Source organism: Kitasatospora viridis, assembly GCF_007829815.1.
Classification (GTDB): domain Bacteria; phylum Actinomycetota; class Actinomycetes; order Streptomycetales; family Streptomycetaceae; genus Kitasatospora; species Kitasatospora viridis.
Genome location: NZ_VIWT01000006.1, coordinates 231,918 through 249,554, shown reverse-complemented (window position 1 = coordinate 249,554; position 17,637 = coordinate 231,918). Strand labels below are relative to the sequence as shown.

The following is a 17,637-nucleotide window of genomic DNA, read 5'->3' as shown; positions in this document are numbered from 1 at the left end:
CCTGCGATGCACGGGGAGCCGGATGTTCGTCACACTCATGTACCACTTGGTGGACGATCGCATCAGTCACCCGATGTCCGTCCCCCAGGACCGGTTCGAGCGCCAGATCACCTGGCTCGCCGCCAGCGGAGCCCGCCTGTTGACGGCGGATCAGGCCGACGGCCTGCTCGACACCCCCGTGCCCGACAGCTCCTCGCCGGACACCCCCTTGCCCGACACCCCCCTGCCCGACACCCTGGAGTGCGGCCGCGGTTCGTCCTCGGACGCCGTCTTCGTCACCTTCGACGACGGCTACCTCAACACCGTCGACACCGCGCTGCCGGTCCTGCGGCACCACGGGGTCCCCGCGATGATGGCGGTCTGCGGAAGCTACCTGGACGCCGCGACGATGCCGGCCGAAACCCCGCACGCCAGCGACGTGTTCGCCCGCGCCCGTGACGTCCAGCGCTGGTTGGACTGCGGCTACGACATCGCCGCCCACGGTTACCGGCACCGGAAACTGACGGACCTTCCCGAGGACGACCTGCGTGCCGAGGTGGGGCTCGACCACGCGGCCATCACGGCGGCCTTCGGCTTCGCGCCGCGCTCGTTCTGCTACCCGTTCGGCTCGTCGAACCGAGCGGTCAGGTCCGTGGTCGGCGAGTACTACCGCACCGCCTATTCCACCGACGGCGGGCACTGGCCCGGCACCGGCCCCCGGCTGACCGTGCGCCGGCTCCAGGTGCGCCCGGAGTGGTCCGTGGTCGATTTCGCGAACGCTCTCGCGGCCGCCCGGCAAGCGTGCACGCGATCGTTGGAGAGGCAGCCATGAAAGTCGCCATGTACTGGCACAACGGGCGCAGTCTGGGGCACACCGCGGAGTCGGCGAAGGTCGCGCACGCACTGGTCGACGGCCTGCCCGACGTGCACATCGCCGGGCTCACCGGTGCCTACCGGGGGCTCGACCTGCTCCCCGCCGAGGTCGACGTGATCCGGCTGCCCGGCTTCGCCAACTACGACTCGCCCGCGGGTTGGGGCCTGCGCAGCAAACTCGGCCTGGCGCCCGAGAAGCACTTCGGTCTGCGTCAGGAGCTCGCCGAGGTGCTCCTGCGCCACTACCGGCCCGATGTCTTCCTGGTGAACCACCTGCCCCAGGGCGAGGAGGCCGAACTCGTGCCGGCCCTGCGCGGCCGGCACGCGAGGCGCTCCGTGCTCACCCTGCGCGGCGTGCTGTTCGACCGGGAGAAGACCAACCGGAAGTACTTCCTGGAGCCGATGGCCTCGTGGATCGCCGAACACTTCGACGCCGTGACGGTCCACATGCCCAGTGAGGTGTTCCAGCTGGAGCAGCACTACGACGTCCCGGCGTACCTGCTGGACCGCGTGCGCTACCTCGGGTACCTGACGGATCCCCACCCGACGGACCGGCAGACGGTCCGGGAACGGCTCGGGTGGCACGCCCAGGACCGCTGGGCCGTGGCCAGCATGGGCGGCGGCCAAGGGGCGCTGGAGCTCTGGCGCCGCATCGTCACCGCCCTGGTCGCCAACCGCCGCTCGCTGGACCGGGCGCTCCTGGTCACCGGCCCTTACCTGGAGCCCGAGGCGGCGGCCGAGCTGCGGCGCCTGGCCGAAGCCCACCCGTGGATCTCGGTGGTCGAGTTCAGCCCCGGGATGCCGGACCTCATGCGGGCCTGCGACGTCTTCATCGGCGCGGCCGGATCCAACATGATCGCCGAGGCGCTGTCGGCCGGCAGCAACACGGTGCTGATCCCCCGTCAGGTGCGCGAGGTGGAGCAGCAGGTCCACGCACGGCTGGTCCGCGACCGGGGGTTCGCGCGGATGTGCGATCGCGCCGAGGTCCTGGCCGGCGACCTCGACGAGGTCCTCGGCGAGGCCCTGCGCGCTCCCCTCCAGCCGGAGGCCGCCGGACTGCTGGGCGGTGCCAGGCGCTATCCGAAGCTGGTGCGCGCCCTGCACGAGGGAAGTGCGTGGTGACCGCGGAGCAGCCGTCCGTGATCGCCGGAACGCTGGTGCTCGCCGAACGAGTCGGCCCGGGCGCCGTGGTGGTGCGCGACGGGCTCGTCGAGGAGGTGGTCCACGGGTCCCGACGGGTGGCCGACCTCCAGTGGCCGGGTTTCATCGCGCCCGGCCTGGTCGACATCCACGTCCACGGCGCCCGCGGCCGGAGCTTCAACGAACCCGACTCCCGGGCCTGGCACAGCGTCACCGAGGCGCACCGCGAGCACGGCACGACGACCACCCTGGCAACCCTGGGGACCAGCGCGTTGCCCCAGCTGCGCGAGGCCATCGCGATCGGCACGGCAGAGCTCGCCACCGGCCACGGCGGACTCGCCGGCCTGCACCTGGAGGGCCCGTACCTGGCCGACGGCTACCGCGGCGCCCATCCACCCGACCTGCTGCGGCAACCGACCGACGGCCACTGGCGGGAGTTCACCGACCACGGCACCGTCCGCATGGTCACCTTGGCGCCGGAACTCGCCGGGGCGAAGGAGGCGATCACCGGGCTCAGCGGGCGGGGCGTCGTCGTCAGCGCGGGCCACAGCGCGGCCAACGCCGACCAGGTGCGGGAGGCCGTGGCGCACGGCGTGCGCCACGCCGCGCACCTGTGGAGCGGTCACACCGAACTGCGCAGGCACGGTCCGGTCCGGGAGCCCGGACTGCTGGAGGCGGTGCTCGGGTCCGAGGAGCTGACGGCGGAACTCATCGCGGACGGGCACCACGTCACGGCCGACATGACCCGGGTCGCCTACCGGTGCCTCGGGCCCGACCGGTTGTGCCTGGTCTCGGACGCCTCACCCGGCACGGGCCTGCCCACGGGTGCGCGTTTCGGCATGGGAGCCATCGAAGGCACGGTGGCACAGGGCGTCGCGATCAGCCGGGACGGACGGTCGTTCTGCGGGAGCGTCAGTTTTCTGGCCGACGTCCTGCGGTTCGCCGTCCGGCAGGCGGCCGTCCCGCTGGTGGACGCGGTCCGGATGGCCACGGCGACGCCGGCCCGCGCGGCCGGCCTGGCGGACGGAGTGGGGCGGCTGAAGGCCGGCGGCAGGGCCGATCTCCTTTTGCTGGACCGGGCGCTGAAGGTCGGGGCGGTGCTGGCCGCCGGCCGCTGGGTCCGTCCCCCCGCACACGCGCAGGCTCGGTCATGAACGTCAGAGGGCCGGAAGGGCGCAGCTACGTGCTCAGCGGACTGGGCCGCCGCGCCGAGACCACCTACCTGCCGATGTTCGCGACGCGGGACGGGCTCCCGGCGGGCGACGGCCTGGTCGCGGTCGTCGACGCGGACCCCGAACGGCTGAAGGCCGTCGGGGACGGGTGGAGCACGCCGCTCGACCTCTACGCGGCACAGGACTTCGACCGGATGCTCACCGAGGCCCGCCCGGACGAGGTGATCATCGCGGGCCCGGACCACACCCACGTGGACCAGATCCTGGCGGCCCTCGGCCGGGACGTGTCGGTGTTCGTGGAGAAGCCCATGGTCGTCTCCGCGGCGGACGCCCTCCGGGTGCTGCGCGGTGAGCAGAGGAGTTCGGGAAGCGTCCGGGTCGGCCACAACCTCCGCTACCTGAACCTGGCGCGGCAGATCAAGGAGTGCCTCGCCCGGGGAGACATCGGCACCGTCCGCGCGGCCCGGTTCGACTACCACCTCAAGGAGGGGCACGGCGCGAGCTACTTCCGCCGCTGGCACCGCCTTCGCCGCCTGTCGGGCGGGCTTGAGGTGACCAAGGCCTGCCACCACCTCGACCTGCTGAACTGGTGGCTGGACGAGCCCGCCCTGCGGGTGCAGGCCCAGTCGAGCCGCGGCTTCTACACGTCGGCCGAACCGTATTCGGTGCCGCTGGACGCGGACATCGACGACACGGTGCACGCCCTGATCCAGTACGCCGGCGGAGCCCTCGTCAGCTACACGCTCACCGGCTGTGCGCCCTGGGAGGGCTTCGAGCTGGCCGTCCACGGCGACGGCGGGGCGCTGCGGGTGAGCTACTGCGTGGCCGCCCCGGGCACCCGAACGCCGCCCTCGTTCCACCGGTTGACGATCACCAGCCTGCACGGCGCCGTCCGACACGTCGACGTACCGCGCGAGTCCGGCAGGCACGGCGGCGCCGACGCGCGCATGACGGCCGCCGCCTTCGGCGCGAGCGGGGCGCCGGGGACCCACCGGTGCGCCACCGGCCGGGACGGGGCCGCCGCGGTCCTGCTCGGCGAGGCGATCACCCGGTCCGCTCGCACGGGGCGCTCCGCTGACGTCACCTTGCTGCCGGTCCTCGACGGCGACGCTCGTGGAAAGGAACGCTCCGACGATGACATCCCCGTCTGAACAGGTCGGCCTCGACGTGCACCGGATCGGCGTCCCGATCCGGGTCGGCGGAGCACCGGACGTCGAGGCGGCCGTTGTGGTGCTGACCGGCTCGTGCACCGTCCGACTGGCTGACGGCACGTCATACCGCGACCTCGGCGGGCGGGCCGACGTCTTCGACGGGCCGGCGACCGCCGTCTACCTGCCTCCCGGCACTTCGGCCACGCTCAGCGCCGACGCCCCCGCGACGGTCGCGGTGATCACCACCGCCGTCCCGCCCGGGGCCGAGCCCGCGACCGCCTACGCCGTCGCGCCGGAGCAGGTCCGGGTGGAGCACCGGGGCAGCGGCAGCTGGCGCAGGCAGGTGCACGAGATCATCGGCCCCGAGCGGCCCGCCCGGCGGCTGCTGGTCGGCGAGACGTACAGCGACACGGGCGTGTGGTCCAGCTTCCCGCCGCACCGGCACGACCGGCACGACCCGCCCCACGAACACCGGCTGGCCGAGACCTTCCTGGTCCGCCTGCACCCGGCGACGGGCTTCGCGGTCATGCTGCACTACGACGACGCCGACCGACCCGAGCAGTCCCGGGTGCTGCACGACGGCGACGTGGTCAGCGTGCTCCACGGATTCCACAGCTTCGCGGCCGGCGCGGGCTACCAGCTCTACTACCTGTGGGCGCTCGCCGGTGAACCCCGCGAGCTGTGCTTCCGCACCGACCCCCGGCACGAATGGCTCCTGAACGACCACCAGCACCAGTGAAGGAAGCTGACCATGGCAGACCAGACCTACAGTGACACCCCCGCGCCGCGCGGTTTGGCCGTCGTCACCGGCGCCAGCGCCGGCATCGGCATGGCGACCGCCGTGGCCCTGCGCAAGGCAGGGTTCCTCGTCATCGCCGCGGCCCGGCGCCTCGACGAGGGAAGCCGGCACGAGGTGGTCCAGGACGGCATCGTCCCCGTGCACCTGGACGTGACCGACGACGGCTCCGTCGCGGCGCTGGCCAGGACCGTGGCAGCCACCGGGGTCCCGCTGACCCTGCTGGTGAACAACGCCGGGGTGGCCCTGGGCGCGGACCTCATCGTCGAGAGCGACCTGACCCACTGGCAGCGCATGTACGACGTCAACGTCTTCGGCGTGCTCCGGGTGACGAAGGCCCTGCTGCCGCAGTTGATCGAGAACGGCGGCCACGTCGTGGTCCTCGGCTCGACCGTGGGCCACGTCGCGTACGAGCGGGGCGGCGGCTACGCCTCCAGCAAGCACGCCGTCTCCGCGTTCGCCTCGACGCTGCGGCTCGAACTGTCCGGCACGCCGGTGCGGGTGACCGAACTCGCCCCGGGCATGGTGCGCTCCGAGGAGTTCATGGTCAACCGGTTCCTCGGGGACAGCGACGCGGCGGCGGCGGTGTACCGCGGAGTCGACGAGCCCCTCAGCCCCGAGGACATCGCGGAGTGCGTCGCCTGGTGCGTCACCCGGCCGCCGCACGTCGACGTGGACCTGCTGATGGTGCGGCCCGTCGCCCAGGCGGCCCAGCACAAGGTCCACCGGACCGAACCGGGGGCCGGGAGCCGGATCCCGAGATGAACAAGCGGCTCGTCCTGATCCTCAGGTACTTCACCGTGGGCGGGCTGGAGCGCGTCGTGCTCTCCCACGTGCGGCTGTTCAAGGAGCAGGGCTACGACGTGACGGTCTGCGTCCTGGAGCCGGGCCGCGACAACGCGCTCGTCAGCGAGCTGGATCCGGCGATCCGGCTGGTCGTCCTGCCCCGTCGACGGATCAGCCGGATCCGGGCGCTGCGCCAGGTCGTGGACGGCGCCGTCGTGCTCATCCACTTCGGCGACGGGCGCCTCTACCCGTCGCTGCGTCCGGGGCTGACCACCGCCCGCACGGTGGTGCGGTTCTGCCACTCGGACTACTCGCACCTGCGGTTCGCGCTCAAGAACCGGCTCGACCGGGTGCTGGCACGGCAGGAGGACCTCGTCGTCGCGGTCGGGGGCCGGTCGACCCACTTCCTCACCGAGGACGTCCACGTGCCGGCGGAGAAGGTGACGACCCTGGTCAACGCCGTGGACACCTCGGTACCGCCGAGCCGCTGCCCGGCGCCCTGGCCGTGGGCCGAGGAACCGTACCTGGTGGCCGTGCAGAGCCTGTACCCGCACAAGGGCCACGACAGCCTGCTCCAGGGCTTCGCCGCGGTGGTCGGCCAATTGCCGAACGCTCGGCTCGTGGTCGTGGGCGACGGGTCCGAGACGATCAACCTGTTCCGGCAGGCGGCACGGCTCGGCATCCAGGACCGGATCACCTGGCTCGGCGCGCTCTGGCAGCGGGACATCATGGACACGGTGCTGGGATCCGCGGCCGCCTTCGTGTCCATGAGCCGCTTCGAGGGCGTGCCCATCTCGGTCCTGGAGGCCAGGCGCCACGGCCTGCCGCTCCTGTTGAGCGACATCCCGGGCCACCGGGACGCCGCGGGCAGCAACACCACGTTCGTCCCGGTGGACGACACGGACGCGTTCGCCAGGCACGCCGTGACCCTGCTGCGCGGCCCGTCCGCCCGCACCGAGCAGGCCGACCTCGCGGACCTCGGCGGGAGCTGGGAGGAGTACCGGCGCGGCCTCCTGGGCATCGTCGAACGCGCCTGGACGCTCCGTCAGCCGGTCGGCCCCGGGCGTCCCCGATGAGGTGCGCGCGCCCACGACGGAGGGCCGGGAACCGCCCCCACGGCGTTCCCGGCCCTCCGATCGAGCCCGGCGGGCCCCCACGCCCACCGGTACTCCACGCGGCCAACTCGTCCGCCCGTCGGGCGGTCTGACCGGTCGTCGCCAGTCTGCCCCGGACCCGCCGCCGACCCCAGGGTCGAAGGTCCTCAGTAGGTCCTCAGTCGTCCAGGCCCCGGGTGGTGACCAGGTGGGCGGCGCCGTCGGCGAGCCGGTAGGACAGGCCCACCACGGCGGTGCGCCCGGCCGCGACGGCCTCGGCCACCACCCGGGAGCGCTCCAGCAGCAGGTCCACCGTGTGCTGTATGTGGACGTCGATGTAGTCGGAGTTGTCCGTGTACCCGGCCGCGCGGGCCGCCAGCACGCTCGGGGTGACCTTCTCGATCACGTCCCGCACGTAGCCGCCGGCGCTGGTGCCCTCGGCCACGGCCGTCCGGGTGGCGGCGACGGCGCCGCAGGCGTCGTGCCCGAGGACGACCACCAGCGGCGCGCCCAGCAGGTCGACGCCGTACTCGACGCTGCCGAGCACCTCCGGTCCCATCACGTGGCCCGCGGTGCGGATCACGAAGAGGTCGCCCAGGCCCCGGTCGAAGATGATCTCGGCGGCCAGCCGGCTGTCGGAGCAGCCGAAGAGCACCGCGAACGGGTTCTGCTCCGGGGCGATCGCGGCCCGCCGGGCGGCATCCTGGTTCGGGTGCTCGGGGCCGCCGGAGATGAACCGCTGGTTGCCGGCCATCAGCAGGTCGAGGGCCGCGCGGGGAGTCATTCGATCACCGTTCATGCCCCGCACCCTACGACCTCCACCCGCTCTGAGCTGCGCCGGGGCCCGGCACGGAACAGCGGGCGCAGCCGGGACGGCTCAGCGGCGGGCCAGGCGGCGCTCGCCGCCCGCCCCGCGCACGTACTCCATCTGGTAGTGCGCGAAGACCGCGGGCTCCTCCTCGGCGGGCAGCACGCCGTCGGTGTCGATCGCGGGCGCGGCCCGCACCAGCGCCTTCGGGAACGCCACCATGAGGTAGCCCGGGCCGACCCTCGCGCCGTCCAGCGGCACGAACACCAGCCGGTGCCGGCTGAGCACGCCCACCCGCACGGTGGCGAAGGACGGCTCGTCGGTGGCCGTGTCCACGTACACCGACTCCAGCGCGCCGATCTTCTTGCCGTCGGGGTCGACGACGTCGTGCTCGCGCCATTCGCGGATGTCGGCCGTCTCGATCATGCGCGCTCTCCGTCCGGTCGTAGGACTCCCATCCTGCGGGCCGTCGTCCCGGCCCGCCTCCCGGGCGCGCCTCGCAGCGCCTCGCAGCACCGCTGCGGCGCCGGTTGAGGCACCGTCACCCCGACGGCCCGTCACCTGCCCGGCCGCCCCGCGGGGCCGGCCAGCTGGCGAGGGCCGCCACCAGGCAGGCCAGCCCGCGCGGGATCGTCCGCGGCAGCGTCCGGATCGCCCGCACCGCGTCACCCCCGGCGCCGCGGCGCGGCGCTCCCGCTCCGGTCTCGCACCGAGACTCCTCCTCCATGGTCACCGGCTCCCTGGTCGTGCGGCACGGCTCTCGGCGGTGCCCCGTCAGGTTCCTCTTCCTCAGGTGGACAGCAGCTCGCTGATGCAGCGGTCCCAGTCGACGTGCGCGGATTCCGCGCCGATCGGCACCACCGCCTCGGTCGCGGCGAGGAAGCCGGCCAGCCGGACCCTCGGGGCGGTCAGCAGGGCGACCCCGGCGGTGCCGCTCAGCGCGATCAGCACCCCGCCGCGGTCGTCGGGCTCCAGGTGCACGTCGCCGTGCCCGGCCGGCTCCCGCAGCCCCGCGGCCAGCAGCTCGCGCGACAGCGTCCAGACCGCGCCCTCCTGCGGGCCGAAGTCCAGCGCGACCGCCCAGGGGTCGTCCGCCTCGTAGCGGCACTCCAGGACCAGCTCCCGCCCCTGCGCCGCACCGGTGATCAGACGCACCGTCATGCACGTGGACGCACCCACCATCATCCGCTCCGCCCTCCCGGCTCCTCATCGCCGCTTCCCGGCCACCCCCCGGCTGCCCCGGTTGCGCGGATGCATGCCTCCGGGCGTGAAAACCGGCGCACGGGAAAAGCGAGGGCGGACGAAGGACCGGTCCGCGACCACGGAGGAGAACGACGGTGTGGTGGAACCTCGCACGCCTGGCGGCGGCCGGCGCGGTCATCGCGCTGGGCACCTACGCCCTGAACCGGACGGCCGAGTGGGCGGCCCGCGGGCTGGCCGACCGCGGGCTCACCCGCGGCCTGCCCAGGATCCTGCGTAGCTCCCGGCACCCGATGGCGGCGCTGCTCGCCTCGCTGCTGGCGCTGTCGGTGCAGCCGTGGATCGGGGCGCCGCCGTCCGCCGGCTCGGCGGTGCGCCACCTGCTGGTGCTGCTGGCGATCGCCGCCGGCGGCTGGCTGGGCGTGCGGGTGGTGGGGCTGCTGGTGGACGGCGCGGTCCGGCTGGCGGTGCTGCGCCGCGACGCGGCCTGGGCCGGGCGCGCCCGCACCCAGGCCAGCCTGGTCGGCCGGCTCTGCCAGGCGATCGTGGGGCTGGCCGCGCTGGGCGCGGCACTGATGACCTTCCCGGCCGTGCGCGGGGTCGGCACCAGCCTGCTGGCCTCGGCCGGACTGGTCGGCCTGGTCGCCGGCGTCGCGGCGCAGAGCACCCTGGCCAACCTGGTCGCCGGCATCCAGATGGCCTTCGGGGACCTGGCCCGGATCGGCGACGTGGTGGTGGTCGCCGGCGAGTGGGGAACCGTCGAGGAGATCACCCTGACCTGCGTGGTGATCGCCACCTGGGACCAGCGGCGGCTGGTGATGCCGATGTCGTACTTCGTCAGCCGTCCGTTCGAGAACTGGTCGCGGCGGTCGAGCCGGATCACCGGCACCGCGCTGCTGCACCTGGACCACCGCACGCCGGTCGCGCCGCTGCGCGCCGAGTTCGACGCGTTCCTGGCCGGGCACCCGCTGTGGGACGGCGAGGGCAGCGCGCTCCAGGTGGTGGACACCACGCCGACCAGCATCGTGGTCCGGGTGCTGGCGACCGCCGCGAACGGCGCCGACGCGTTCGAGCTGCGCTGCCAGCTGCGCGAGCACCTGCTGGCGTTCCTGTGCGAGAAGCACCCCCAGGCGCTGCCCCGGGTGGCCGTGATGGACGTCTCCGGCCCCCGGCCGGAGCCGGCGGATGCGCCGTTCGGACACAATCCCCCGCCGAACCTTCACGGGCACCGACCGCATCGGATCCCCGATCGGGGGTAGCGGGGTACGGACTCCAGTTCACCTAGAAAGGACCGACATGGCCGTGACCAGTGACGAACTCCTCCTCCAGGTGACACCTCCCGCGCAACGCCCGGCTCCCGCACGGGACGCCCGGCCCGCGGCAGCCCCCGCCGCACCGCACGCCGCCGTCCCGGAGCTCGACGGCATCGGGGACGCCCGCGACGTCACCCCGGCCGACGCGCGCGCCCTGACCCCGGTGCTGCTGGCCCGGCTCGCCACCCTGGAGGAGGGGACCCGGGAGTACTCGTACGTGCGGGCCACCCTGATCGAGATCAACACCTCGCTGGTGCGCTACGCGATCCGGCGCTTCAGCGGCCACCAGCGGGAGAGCCAGGAGGACCTGTTCCAGGTCGGCGCGGTCGGCCTGATCAAGGCGATCGACCGCTTCGAGCCGGACCGCGGGGTGGAGTTCACCACCTTCGCGCTGCCGACCATCCTCGGCGAGATCCGCCGGCACTTCCGGGACACCACCTGGGCCGTGCACGTCCCCCGGCGGCTCCAGGAGCTGCGGATCAGCCTGGCCAAGGCCCAGGACGCGCTGGCCCAGAGCCTGGACCGGGCCCCGACCGTGGCCGAACTCGCCGCCCACCTGGAGCTCGCCGAGGAGGAGGTGGTCGAGGGCCTCGCCGCCGCCAACGCCCACACCGCCGGCTCGCTGGACCTGCCCGCCGACACCGAGGAGTCGGGCAGCGTCCCGTTCGCGGAGCGGCTCGGCGCGGAGGACGGCCGGCTCGCCACGGTCGAGAGCCTGGTCGCGCTGAAGCCGCTGATCGCGCGGCTGTCGGAGCGCGAGCGGCGGATCCTGTCCATGCGGTTCACCGAGGACCTGACCCAGCGTCAGATCGGCACCCGGCTGGGCCTGTCGCAGATGCACGTCTCCCGACTGCTCGGCCGCACCCTCGCCCGACTGCGGGACGGCCTCGCCGACGAGTGAGTCCCGCCGTCCGCAGGGCGTCCCGACGGCGCGGCTTGGTCGGACCGCCGTGCCGTGCGTATGGTCGTACCGAACTTCCGTCGAGGGGACGCCAGCAATGCCCACCCAGAACGATCCCGTCACCGCCCCGCCCACCGGCGCCCTGCCGGTGGGCGGCACCCTGGCCGCGGAACTGCGGTACCCGGACGCCGAATCCGCCCTCTGCGTGCTCGTCGGCGAGCTCGACATCGAGTCGCTCGCCCCGGCCCAACGGGCCCTCGACCAGGCACTGGCCCGGTCGCCCCGGGTCGTGGTGGTCGACCTCTCGCAGGTCGGGTTCTGCGACTCCTCCGGGCTGAACCTGCTGCTGAAGGCGCGGATGACGGCGGTCGCGGCCGGCATCGAGTTCCGGCTCGCCGCCCCCTCGCCGACGGTGCGCCGGGTCCTGGAGCTCACCCGCACGGACACCGTGCTGTCGCTGCACCCCTCCGCCGAGGCCGCGCTCGCCGCGACGGCCTGAGCACGGCCCGCTCCCGCACCGCGAAGCAGCCCGAAGTACCGCGAAGCACCACAGCGAACCGCAGTGCACTTCTGACACCACGCATGCAATGGCGCCGGCCGGGAACGCGACATGCGAACCGCGCATCGAGACCGAAGGGGAACCCCGCATGACGACGAGCCGGGAGGCCCTGGACCCGGATCTGGCCGGTCCCGTCCCGACGCTGCCGCCGGGCGGACAGCGCCGGCGGCTGACACTGGCGGGCCAGCCCAAGCCGGTCGCCCGGGCCAGAGCCTTCACCAGCGCCGCGCTGGTGGACTGGTCGTGGCCGGCGCCGGACCAGGGGCAGGACATCGTGCTGCTGGTCGCCGAGCTCGTCGCCAACGCCATGCTGCACGCCGGCGGGCCGCTGGAACTGGTGCTCGACGCCTCCGCGACCCGCCTGCGGATCGAGGTCAGCGACGGCTCCACCGCCCTGCCCGAGCCGCGCCGCCCGCACCGGCCCGGCCTGCCCGGCGGCCACGGGCTCTTCATCGTCGAGCAGACCGCGGACCGCTGGGGGGCCGAGGCGCACCGGCAGGGCAAGACGATCTGGGCCGAGATCGCGCCCTCGTCCTGATCGGCTCAGCCACCGGCCGGCGGGTGCTCACCGTCCTCGGGCCCGGCGTCCGGCTCGGGCTCTGACTCGGGCTCGGGCTCGGGCTCGGGCTCGGGCTCGGGTTTCGGCGCGGGCTGCGGCTGCGGCTCGTCGAAGGCGACCTCGACGTGCTGCTCCGGGCGGCGCTCCTGCTGGCGGGCGATGGCCGCCAGCACCTGCTCGTCCTGCCGGGTCAGCGGGGGCTGGAGCAGCGAGCGCGGCCACAGCCGGCGGGCCAGCACCACGTTGGCCTCGGCCGCGTAGACGGTGATCTGGGCGGCCAGGAAGAGCCAGGAGAGCAGGCCGATCACGGTGGCGAAGAAGCCGTAGATCTGGGTGGCGTGCCGCAGTTGATGGGTGACCAGGACGGCGCCGAAGGCCTGCAGCACGGTGAACAGCGGCCCGGCCAGCAGGCTGCCGGGCAGCAGCGAGCGCTGCGGCACCGTCCCCGGGGTCAGGATGCGCAGGCAGGCCAGGAAGAGCGCGGTGTTCAGCACCGCGGAGAGCAGCAGCGCGCCGATCCGCGCGGGCCAGCCGGCGGGCGCGGCACCGACCAGGCTCGCGGCGGCGGTGGTCACCAGCAGCCCGGTGCCCAGCGTGGCGAACAGCGCCAGGCCCCGGAGCAGGCGCGGCCAGTAGCCGGGGCGCCGGACACCGGGCACGTTCCACACCTCGGCCATGGCGTGCTGCAGCACCTGGGCGATGCCGAGGGCGCCGTAGAGCAGGCCGAGCGCGCCGATCGCCAGGGCCAGGCCGTTGCCCCGCACCGAGTGCACGTTCTGCCGCAGCTGGTCACCGATGATCGGGAAGTCGGCAAGGGCCGAGTTCAGCACCGCCTGCTGCGCTCCCGGATGCCCCTGGAGCACGAAGCCCAGCACGGTGGACAGCAGGAGCAGCAGCGGGATCAGCGCCACGAAGCCGTAGTAGGTGATGAGTGCGGCCAGCAGTCCGCCGCGGTCGTCGCCGTACTTCCTGACCACTCCCACGACCACCGCGGGCCCGGTGTGCCGCTGCTGCGCGCGGTCCACGCTGCGAAGTGCCCGTTCGACGACGTTCATGCCACGCTCCGGAGGTACCGCGGCCGGCTCCCGCCGGGCCGCTCGGGTGCTGCTACCAGGCGTCTGCCCCGCACGCACTCGATCTACCGCCGCCACGGCTCAGCGGTTGCCCCCGTCCGCCCCGACCAGGCCGGTCCGGTGGGCGATGATCACCAGCTGCACCCGGTCGCGCGCGTCGAGCTTGGTGAGCAGGCGGGAGACGTAGGTCTTGGTGGTCGCCTGGGTGAGGGAGAGCTCGGCCGCGATCTCGGCGTTGGAACGGCCGAGTCCGACCAGGGTGAGGACCTCGCGCTCGCGGCCGGTGATCGCGGTGAGCCGCTCCGCCGCGGGCCCGGCCGAGGTGGGCGCGGTCGGGACGGGGTCCTGGCGGGCGAAGTGGCCGATCAGCCGCCGGGTCACGGTCGGGGCGATCAGGGCGTTGCCGGCGGCGACCACCCGGATCGCGGCGAGTATCTCGTCGAGCTCCATGTCCTTGACCAGGAACCCGGAGGCGCCGGCCCGCAGCGCGCCGTAGACGTGTTCGTCCTGGTCGAAGGTGGTCAGTACGAGCACCCGCGGCAGCTGGTCCCCGCGCTCGGCGGCCGCGGTGGTGATCAGCCGGGTGGCCGCGATCCCGTCCGCCACCGGGGGCTCCGCCCGCTCGCCGGGCCGGGGGCGCATGCGGATGTCCATCACGACGACGTCGGGCCGCAGTTCGGCGGCCAGCCGCACGGCCTCCGCGCCGGTGCCGGCCTCGCCGACCACGGTGAGGTCGGGGGCGTCCGTGATGATCATGTCGAGGGAGGCGCGGACCAGCGGCTGGTCGTCGACGAGCAGGACGCGGACCGGGGCCTCCCCCTCGGGCGCGGTCATCGGGTCGCCTCCAGGACGGGGCGCGGTTCGCTCGGGCGGCTGGTGCGCGCCGCCTCCGGGGGCAGCGGCAGCCGGGCGCTCACCCGGAAACCGCCGTCGGGCAGCGGTCCGACCCGGAGCTCCCCGTGCAGCAGCCCGACCCGCTCCCGCATCCCGACGATGCCGTACCCGTGGCCGGCGACCGGGCCGCCCCCGCTCCCCCGGGAGCCGGTTCCGGTGGCCGCCGGCCCGGGGTTGACCACGCCGACGGTCAACTCCGCCTCCTCGTAGTGGACCGAGACCCGGCAGGACCGCACCTCGGCGTGCCGGGTCACGTTGGTCACCGCCTCCTGGACGATCCGGTAGGCCGACAGCTCGATCTCCGGCGGCAGCCGCCGGCGCGGGCCGGACCAGGCCAGCTCCACCCGCACCCCGGCCGCACTGGTGGTCGCGGCCAGGCCGGCGAGGTCGTCCAGGCCGGGCATCGGCGCCGACTGCTCGTCGGCGAGGTCGGCGGCTTCGGTGGGATTGGCGGCTTCGGCGGAGTCCGCCTCGCGCAGCGCACCCAGGAGTCGGCGCAGGCCGGCCAGCGTCTCCCGGCCGGCCGTCTCCACCTCCCCGAGGGCGGCCTTGGCGCGGACCGGCTGGGTGTCGAAGACCCGGCGCGCGGCGCCGGCCTGCAGCGCCACGATCCCGATGTTGTGGGCCACCAGGTCGTGCAACTCCCGGGCGATGCGCAGCCGTTCCGAGGTGATCGCCTGCTCGGTCGCCTTCTCGCGCAGCGCCTCGGAGTGCCGGTGGTCCTGCCGGACGGCGTGCCCGATCAACCAGGCGATGACCGTGGCCAGCGCCGCCGTCACCGTGGTGCTGCCGTAGTCGGGCATGCCGGAGAGCGCCCGCAGCCCCGAGTAGCCCAGCAGGGTGCCGAGCGCGAGGGCCCCGGCGGTGACCGAGGTCCGGGCCGGCCGGGTCGCCGCGAGGTAGCAGAGCGCCACGTCCACCACGAGGTACTGCAGCAGCGGGATGTCGGCGACGGCCATCGCCATCACCGACAGCACCGTCCCGAACAGCAGCAGGGCGAGCGCCGTCAGGGGCCGACGGCGACGGCGGCCGGCCGCGAGCACGGCCAGGACCGCGACGACCTCGTTCACCTTGTCGCCGAACGGCAGCGTGAGGACGGAGATCCCGTGCCGGGTCTGGGTCTGCTCGAAGACCGTGTACGCCGTGACCGCGAACCAGAGCAGCACCATCCAGCTGCCCGGCGACACGCGGGCGAGGTAGGCGGGACGTGCCCGGGAGATCCACATGCCGCGAGCGTAGCGACTGACGCCCGGTCAGCGCAGTCCTCCGCAGTAGTCATCCCATGGTTGACGCAGGATCAGCCGTCGGTGTCATCCGTCGGCCGATGTGCCGGGCGGGCCGGTCGCGGCACCGTGGATCCCGTGATCGAAATCAACCACCTCACCAAGCGCTACGGCCGCGTCGCCGCCGTCAGCGACCTCTCCTTCACCGTGCGGGCCGGCCACGTCACCGGCTTCCTAGGCCCCAACGGCGCGGGCAAGAGCACCACCCTGCGGATGCTGCTCGGGCTGCACGCCCCCACCAGCGGCACGGCGACGGTCGCCGGGCGGGACTGCCGGAGCCTGCGCCGGGCGCTGCGCCAGGTCGGCGCGCTGCTCGACGCGGGCGACGTGCACGGCGGCCGGACCGCCCGCGACCACCTGCGCTTCCTGGCCCGCAGCAACGCGATCGCGGTCGGCCGGGTGACGGAGGTGCTGAACGAGGTCGGGCTGGCCGGCGCCGCCGACCGCCGGATCGGCGGCTACTCGCTGGGCATGCGCCAGCGCCTGGGGATCGCCGGGGCGCTGCTCGGTGATCCGCCGGTGCTGCTCTTCGACGAGCCGTTGAACGGGCTGGACCCGGAGGGCGTGCTCTTCGTCCGCGGGCTGTTCCGGCGGCTGGCCGCCGAGGGCCGCACGGTCTTCGTGAGCAGCCACCTGATGGGCGAGATGGAGCACACCGCCGACCGCCTGATCGTGGTCGGGCGCGGCCGGCTGCTCGCGGACGAGACGGTGGCGCAGTTCGCGGCCCGCGGCTCCCGGCAGTGCGTCGAGGTCCGGGCGGACGATCCGTCCGGCCTGGTGGCCGTCCTGACCGCCGCGGGCGCGCAGGTGGTCCAGTCGCCCGACGGGCTGCTCAGGGTGACGGCGCTCGACGCGGTGGAGATCGCCCGGGCGGCCGCCGAGCGCGGCATCCTGCTCCACGAACTGGCCACCCGGACCGGCTCGTTGGAACAGGCCTTCATGGAACTGACCGGAAGCAGTATCGAGTACGCGGCAGGAGCGGGCGCATGACCAGCCAGACGGACACCCGGCCCCGGGCGGGCAGGAGCGAGCGGTCGGCCGCCGAGCCGCCGGCCAGGTTCACCGACCTGCTGGCGGCGGAGTGGATCAAGCTGCGCTCGCTGCGGTCGATCCCGTGGTTCTTCCTGCTCACCGCGCTGACCGTGATCGGCATGAACGCCAACGGCGCGCGCACCTCCCGCGCCGACTGGGCCACCCTGACGCTGAGTCAGCAGGCCTACTACGCGAAGTTCGGGGCCCTGCACGACGCCTTCTCCCGGCCGTCCGCGAGCCTGCTGCTGCTGGCGATGAGCGCGGTGGGGGCGATCGCGATCCTCAGCGAGCAGACCACCGGCCTGCTGCGGACCACCTTCACGGCGGCGCCGGCCCGCCGCGAGGTGGTGGCCGCCAAGGTGGTGCTGACCACCGCGGTCGCGGGCGGGTTCGGCGCGCTGCTGGCGGCGGTCTCGTTCTGGCTGGACGAGGCGATGCTGGCCGGGAAGTACGGCGGCGTCCCGATCAACCACCCGGGCGCGCTGCGACTGGTGGTGGCCTCCGCGTTGCTCGCGCCGGTCGGCGCGCTGGTCGGGCTGGCGCTCGGCGCGGTGGTGCGGCACAGCGTCGCGACCATGGTGACGCTGTTCCTGCTGCTGGAACTGATCCCGCTGTTCGCCCACGACGACACCTACTGGGGTGCGGTGGTCGGCAACGCGCTGCCGTACAACGCGTGGAGCCGGCTGCTGTTGCCCGAGCATGTCGCCGGCACCCCGTTCCCGTCGACGCTCGGCGGCGCCTGGACGGTGTACGCGGTCTGGTCGGCGGTGGGGGTGGTGCTCGCCATGACCACGGTGCACCAGCGGGACCAGTAGCCGCCCGGGCCAGTTCGGTGCCGGCACCCGCCGGGGGGAGGTGGGCGGGCGCCGGCAGCCGACGGGTCGGGTCCGGGGAGGATGCCGACCCGTCCAGCCTCCCGCGCGGCCGGGTTCGCCCGCTTCGGCCGTTCGGGTGCATTCTGTCGGTCGGGGCCCCTGGCGGTCCGTCAGCAACCCGGTCCCGGGGATCTCCACGGGGGACGACC

The 17,637-nt window shown here is 73.9% G+C and carries 20 protein-coding genes; 13 read left to right on the top strand and 7 right to left on the bottom strand.

The window, feature by feature from the left end:
• The first annotated feature begins 22 nt into the window (after window positions 1-22).
• Genes FHX73_RS40180 through FHX73_RS40150 form a run of 7 tightly spaced genes read left to right on the top strand, consistent with a single transcriptional unit; the run spans window position 23 to window position 6,973 of the window.
• The gene (locus tag FHX73_RS40180; RefSeq protein ID WP_145911020.1) at window positions 23-811 is read left to right on the top strand and encodes a polysaccharide deacetylase family protein; all 789 of its coding nucleotides are present in this window, start codon (window positions 23-25) and stop codon (window positions 809-811) included.
• Window positions 808-1,974, top strand: a complete 1,167-nt coding sequence (locus FHX73_RS40175) for a glycosyltransferase family protein (protein WP_145911019.1) — start codon at window positions 808-810, stop codon at window positions 1,972-1,974. The genes FHX73_RS40180 and FHX73_RS40175 overlap by 4 nt, the downstream gene beginning before the upstream one ends.
• The gene (locus tag FHX73_RS40170) at window positions 1,971-3,146 is read left to right on the top strand and encodes an N-acetylglucosamine-6-phosphate deacetylase (protein ID WP_170305300.1); all 1,176 of its coding nucleotides are present in this window, start codon (window positions 1,971-1,973) and stop codon (window positions 3,144-3,146) included. Before FHX73_RS40175 ends, FHX73_RS40170 begins: the two co-directional genes overlap by 4 nt.
• The gene (locus FHX73_RS40165; protein ID WP_145911017.1) at window positions 3,143-4,315 is read left to right on the top strand and encodes a Gfo/Idh/MocA family protein; all 1,173 of its coding nucleotides are present in this window, start codon (window positions 3,143-3,145) and stop codon (window positions 4,313-4,315) included. The genes FHX73_RS40170 and FHX73_RS40165 overlap by 4 nt, the downstream gene beginning before the upstream one ends.
• Entirely contained in the window at window positions 4,299-5,054 is a 756-nt protein-coding gene (locus FHX73_RS40160) for a 5-deoxy-glucuronate isomerase (protein WP_145911016.1), read from the top strand. The genes FHX73_RS40165 and FHX73_RS40160 overlap by 17 nt, the downstream gene beginning before the upstream one ends.
• A 12-nt stretch (window positions 5,055-5,066) precedes the next feature.
• Window positions 5,067-5,876 carry an SDR family NAD(P)-dependent oxidoreductase gene (locus FHX73_RS40155; protein ID WP_145911015.1) on the top strand — a complete coding sequence of 270 codons (810 nt, stop codon included), beginning with the start codon at window positions 5,067-5,069 and terminating at the stop codon, window positions 5,874-5,876.
• Window positions 5,873-6,973 (top strand): glycosyltransferase family 4 protein, encoded by a 1,101-nt coding sequence (locus FHX73_RS40150; RefSeq protein WP_145911014.1) that lies wholly within the window; start codon window positions 5,873-5,875, stop codon window positions 6,971-6,973. The genes FHX73_RS40155 and FHX73_RS40150 overlap by 4 nt, the downstream gene beginning before the upstream one ends.
• Before the next feature lie 196 nt (window positions 6,974-7,169).
• On the opposite strand, the gene FHX73_RS40145 is transcribed toward FHX73_RS40150, so the two are convergent.
• The 4 genes from FHX73_RS40145 to FHX73_RS40130 all read right to left on the bottom strand — a co-directional run bounded on the left by FHX73_RS40145 (window position 7,170) and on the right by FHX73_RS40130 (window position 8,960).
• Entirely contained in the window at window positions 7,170-7,790 is a 621-nt protein-coding gene (locus FHX73_RS40145; protein ID WP_145911013.1) for a carbonic anhydrase, read from the bottom strand.
• A gap of 78 nt (window positions 7,791-7,868) precedes the next feature.
• The gene (locus tag FHX73_RS40140; RefSeq protein WP_145911012.1) at window positions 7,869-8,225 is read right to left on the bottom strand and encodes a PRC-barrel domain-containing protein; all 357 of its coding nucleotides are present in this window, start codon (window positions 8,223-8,225) and stop codon (window positions 7,869-7,871) included.
• A 115-nt stretch (window positions 8,226-8,340) separates the two neighbouring features.
• Window positions 8,341-8,526, bottom strand: coding sequence for a hypothetical protein (locus tag FHX73_RS40135; protein ID WP_145911011.1), 186 nt, complete (start codon window positions 8,524-8,526; stop codon window positions 8,341-8,343).
• Between the two features lie 62 nt (window positions 8,527-8,588).
• The gene (locus FHX73_RS40130) at window positions 8,589-8,960 is read right to left on the bottom strand and encodes an SsgA family sporulation/cell division regulator (protein ID WP_170305299.1); all 372 of its coding nucleotides are present in this window, start codon (window positions 8,958-8,960) and stop codon (window positions 8,589-8,591) included.
• Window positions 8,961-9,136: 176 nt separating this feature from the next.
• On the opposite strand from FHX73_RS40130, the gene FHX73_RS40125 reads away from it, so the two are divergent.
• The 4 genes from FHX73_RS40125 (at window position 9,137) to FHX73_RS40110 (ending at window position 12,310) form a co-directional block, all read left to right on the top strand.
• Window positions 9,137-10,258 (top strand): mechanosensitive ion channel family protein, encoded by a 1,122-nt coding sequence (locus FHX73_RS40125; RefSeq protein WP_145911009.1) that lies wholly within the window; start codon window positions 9,137-9,139, stop codon window positions 10,256-10,258.
• 37 nt (window positions 10,259-10,295) lie between these two features.
• On the top strand, window positions 10,296-11,213 hold the full coding sequence (locus FHX73_RS40120; RefSeq protein WP_145911008.1) for a SigB/SigF/SigG family RNA polymerase sigma factor: 918 nt from the start codon (window positions 10,296-10,298) through the stop codon (window positions 11,211-11,213).
• Window positions 11,214-11,310: 97 nt separating this feature from the next.
• Window positions 11,311-11,712, top strand: a complete 402-nt coding sequence (locus FHX73_RS40115; protein ID WP_145911007.1) for an STAS domain-containing protein — start codon at window positions 11,311-11,313, stop codon at window positions 11,710-11,712.
• A gap of 148 nt (window positions 11,713-11,860) precedes the next feature.
• Window positions 11,861-12,310, top strand: coding sequence for an ATP-binding protein (locus FHX73_RS40110; RefSeq protein ID WP_145911006.1), 450 nt, complete (start codon window positions 11,861-11,863; stop codon window positions 12,308-12,310).
• Between the two features lie 5 nt (window positions 12,311-12,315).
• Here the strand turns inward: FHX73_RS40110 and FHX73_RS40105 are convergent, their stop codons facing one another.
• The 3 genes from FHX73_RS40105 to FHX73_RS40095 all read right to left on the bottom strand — a co-directional run bounded on the left by FHX73_RS40105 (window position 12,316) and on the right by FHX73_RS40095 (window position 15,524).
• Complete coding sequence (locus tag FHX73_RS40105) at window positions 12,316-13,386, bottom strand: YihY/virulence factor BrkB family protein (RefSeq protein WP_145911005.1); 1,071 nt, start codon at window positions 13,384-13,386, stop codon at window positions 12,316-12,318.
• Window positions 13,387-13,485: 99 nt separating this feature from the next.
• Window positions 13,486-14,238: a response regulator gene (locus FHX73_RS40100; protein ID WP_145911004.1), complete on the bottom strand. Its 753-nt coding sequence runs from the start codon at window positions 14,236-14,238 to the stop codon at window positions 13,486-13,488.
• A complete protein-coding gene (locus FHX73_RS40095; RefSeq protein WP_145911003.1) occupies window positions 14,235-15,524 on the bottom strand; it encodes a sensor histidine kinase in 1,290 nt (429 codons plus the stop codon). Before FHX73_RS40095 ends, FHX73_RS40100 begins: the two co-directional genes overlap by 4 nt.
• A gap of 135 nt (window positions 15,525-15,659) precedes the next feature.
• On the opposite strand from FHX73_RS40095, the gene FHX73_RS40090 reads away from it, so the two are divergent.
• Window positions 15,660-16,571 carry an ABC transporter ATP-binding protein gene (locus FHX73_RS40090; protein ID WP_145911002.1) on the top strand — a complete coding sequence of 304 codons (912 nt, stop codon included), beginning with the start codon at window positions 15,660-15,662 and terminating at the stop codon, window positions 16,569-16,571.
• Window positions 16,568-17,428: an ABC transporter permease gene (locus FHX73_RS40085; RefSeq protein ID WP_145911001.1), complete on the top strand. Its 861-nt coding sequence runs from the start codon at window positions 16,568-16,570 to the stop codon at window positions 17,426-17,428. Before FHX73_RS40090 ends, FHX73_RS40085 begins: the two co-directional genes overlap by 4 nt.
• Window positions 17,429-17,637: the final 209 nt, after the last annotated feature.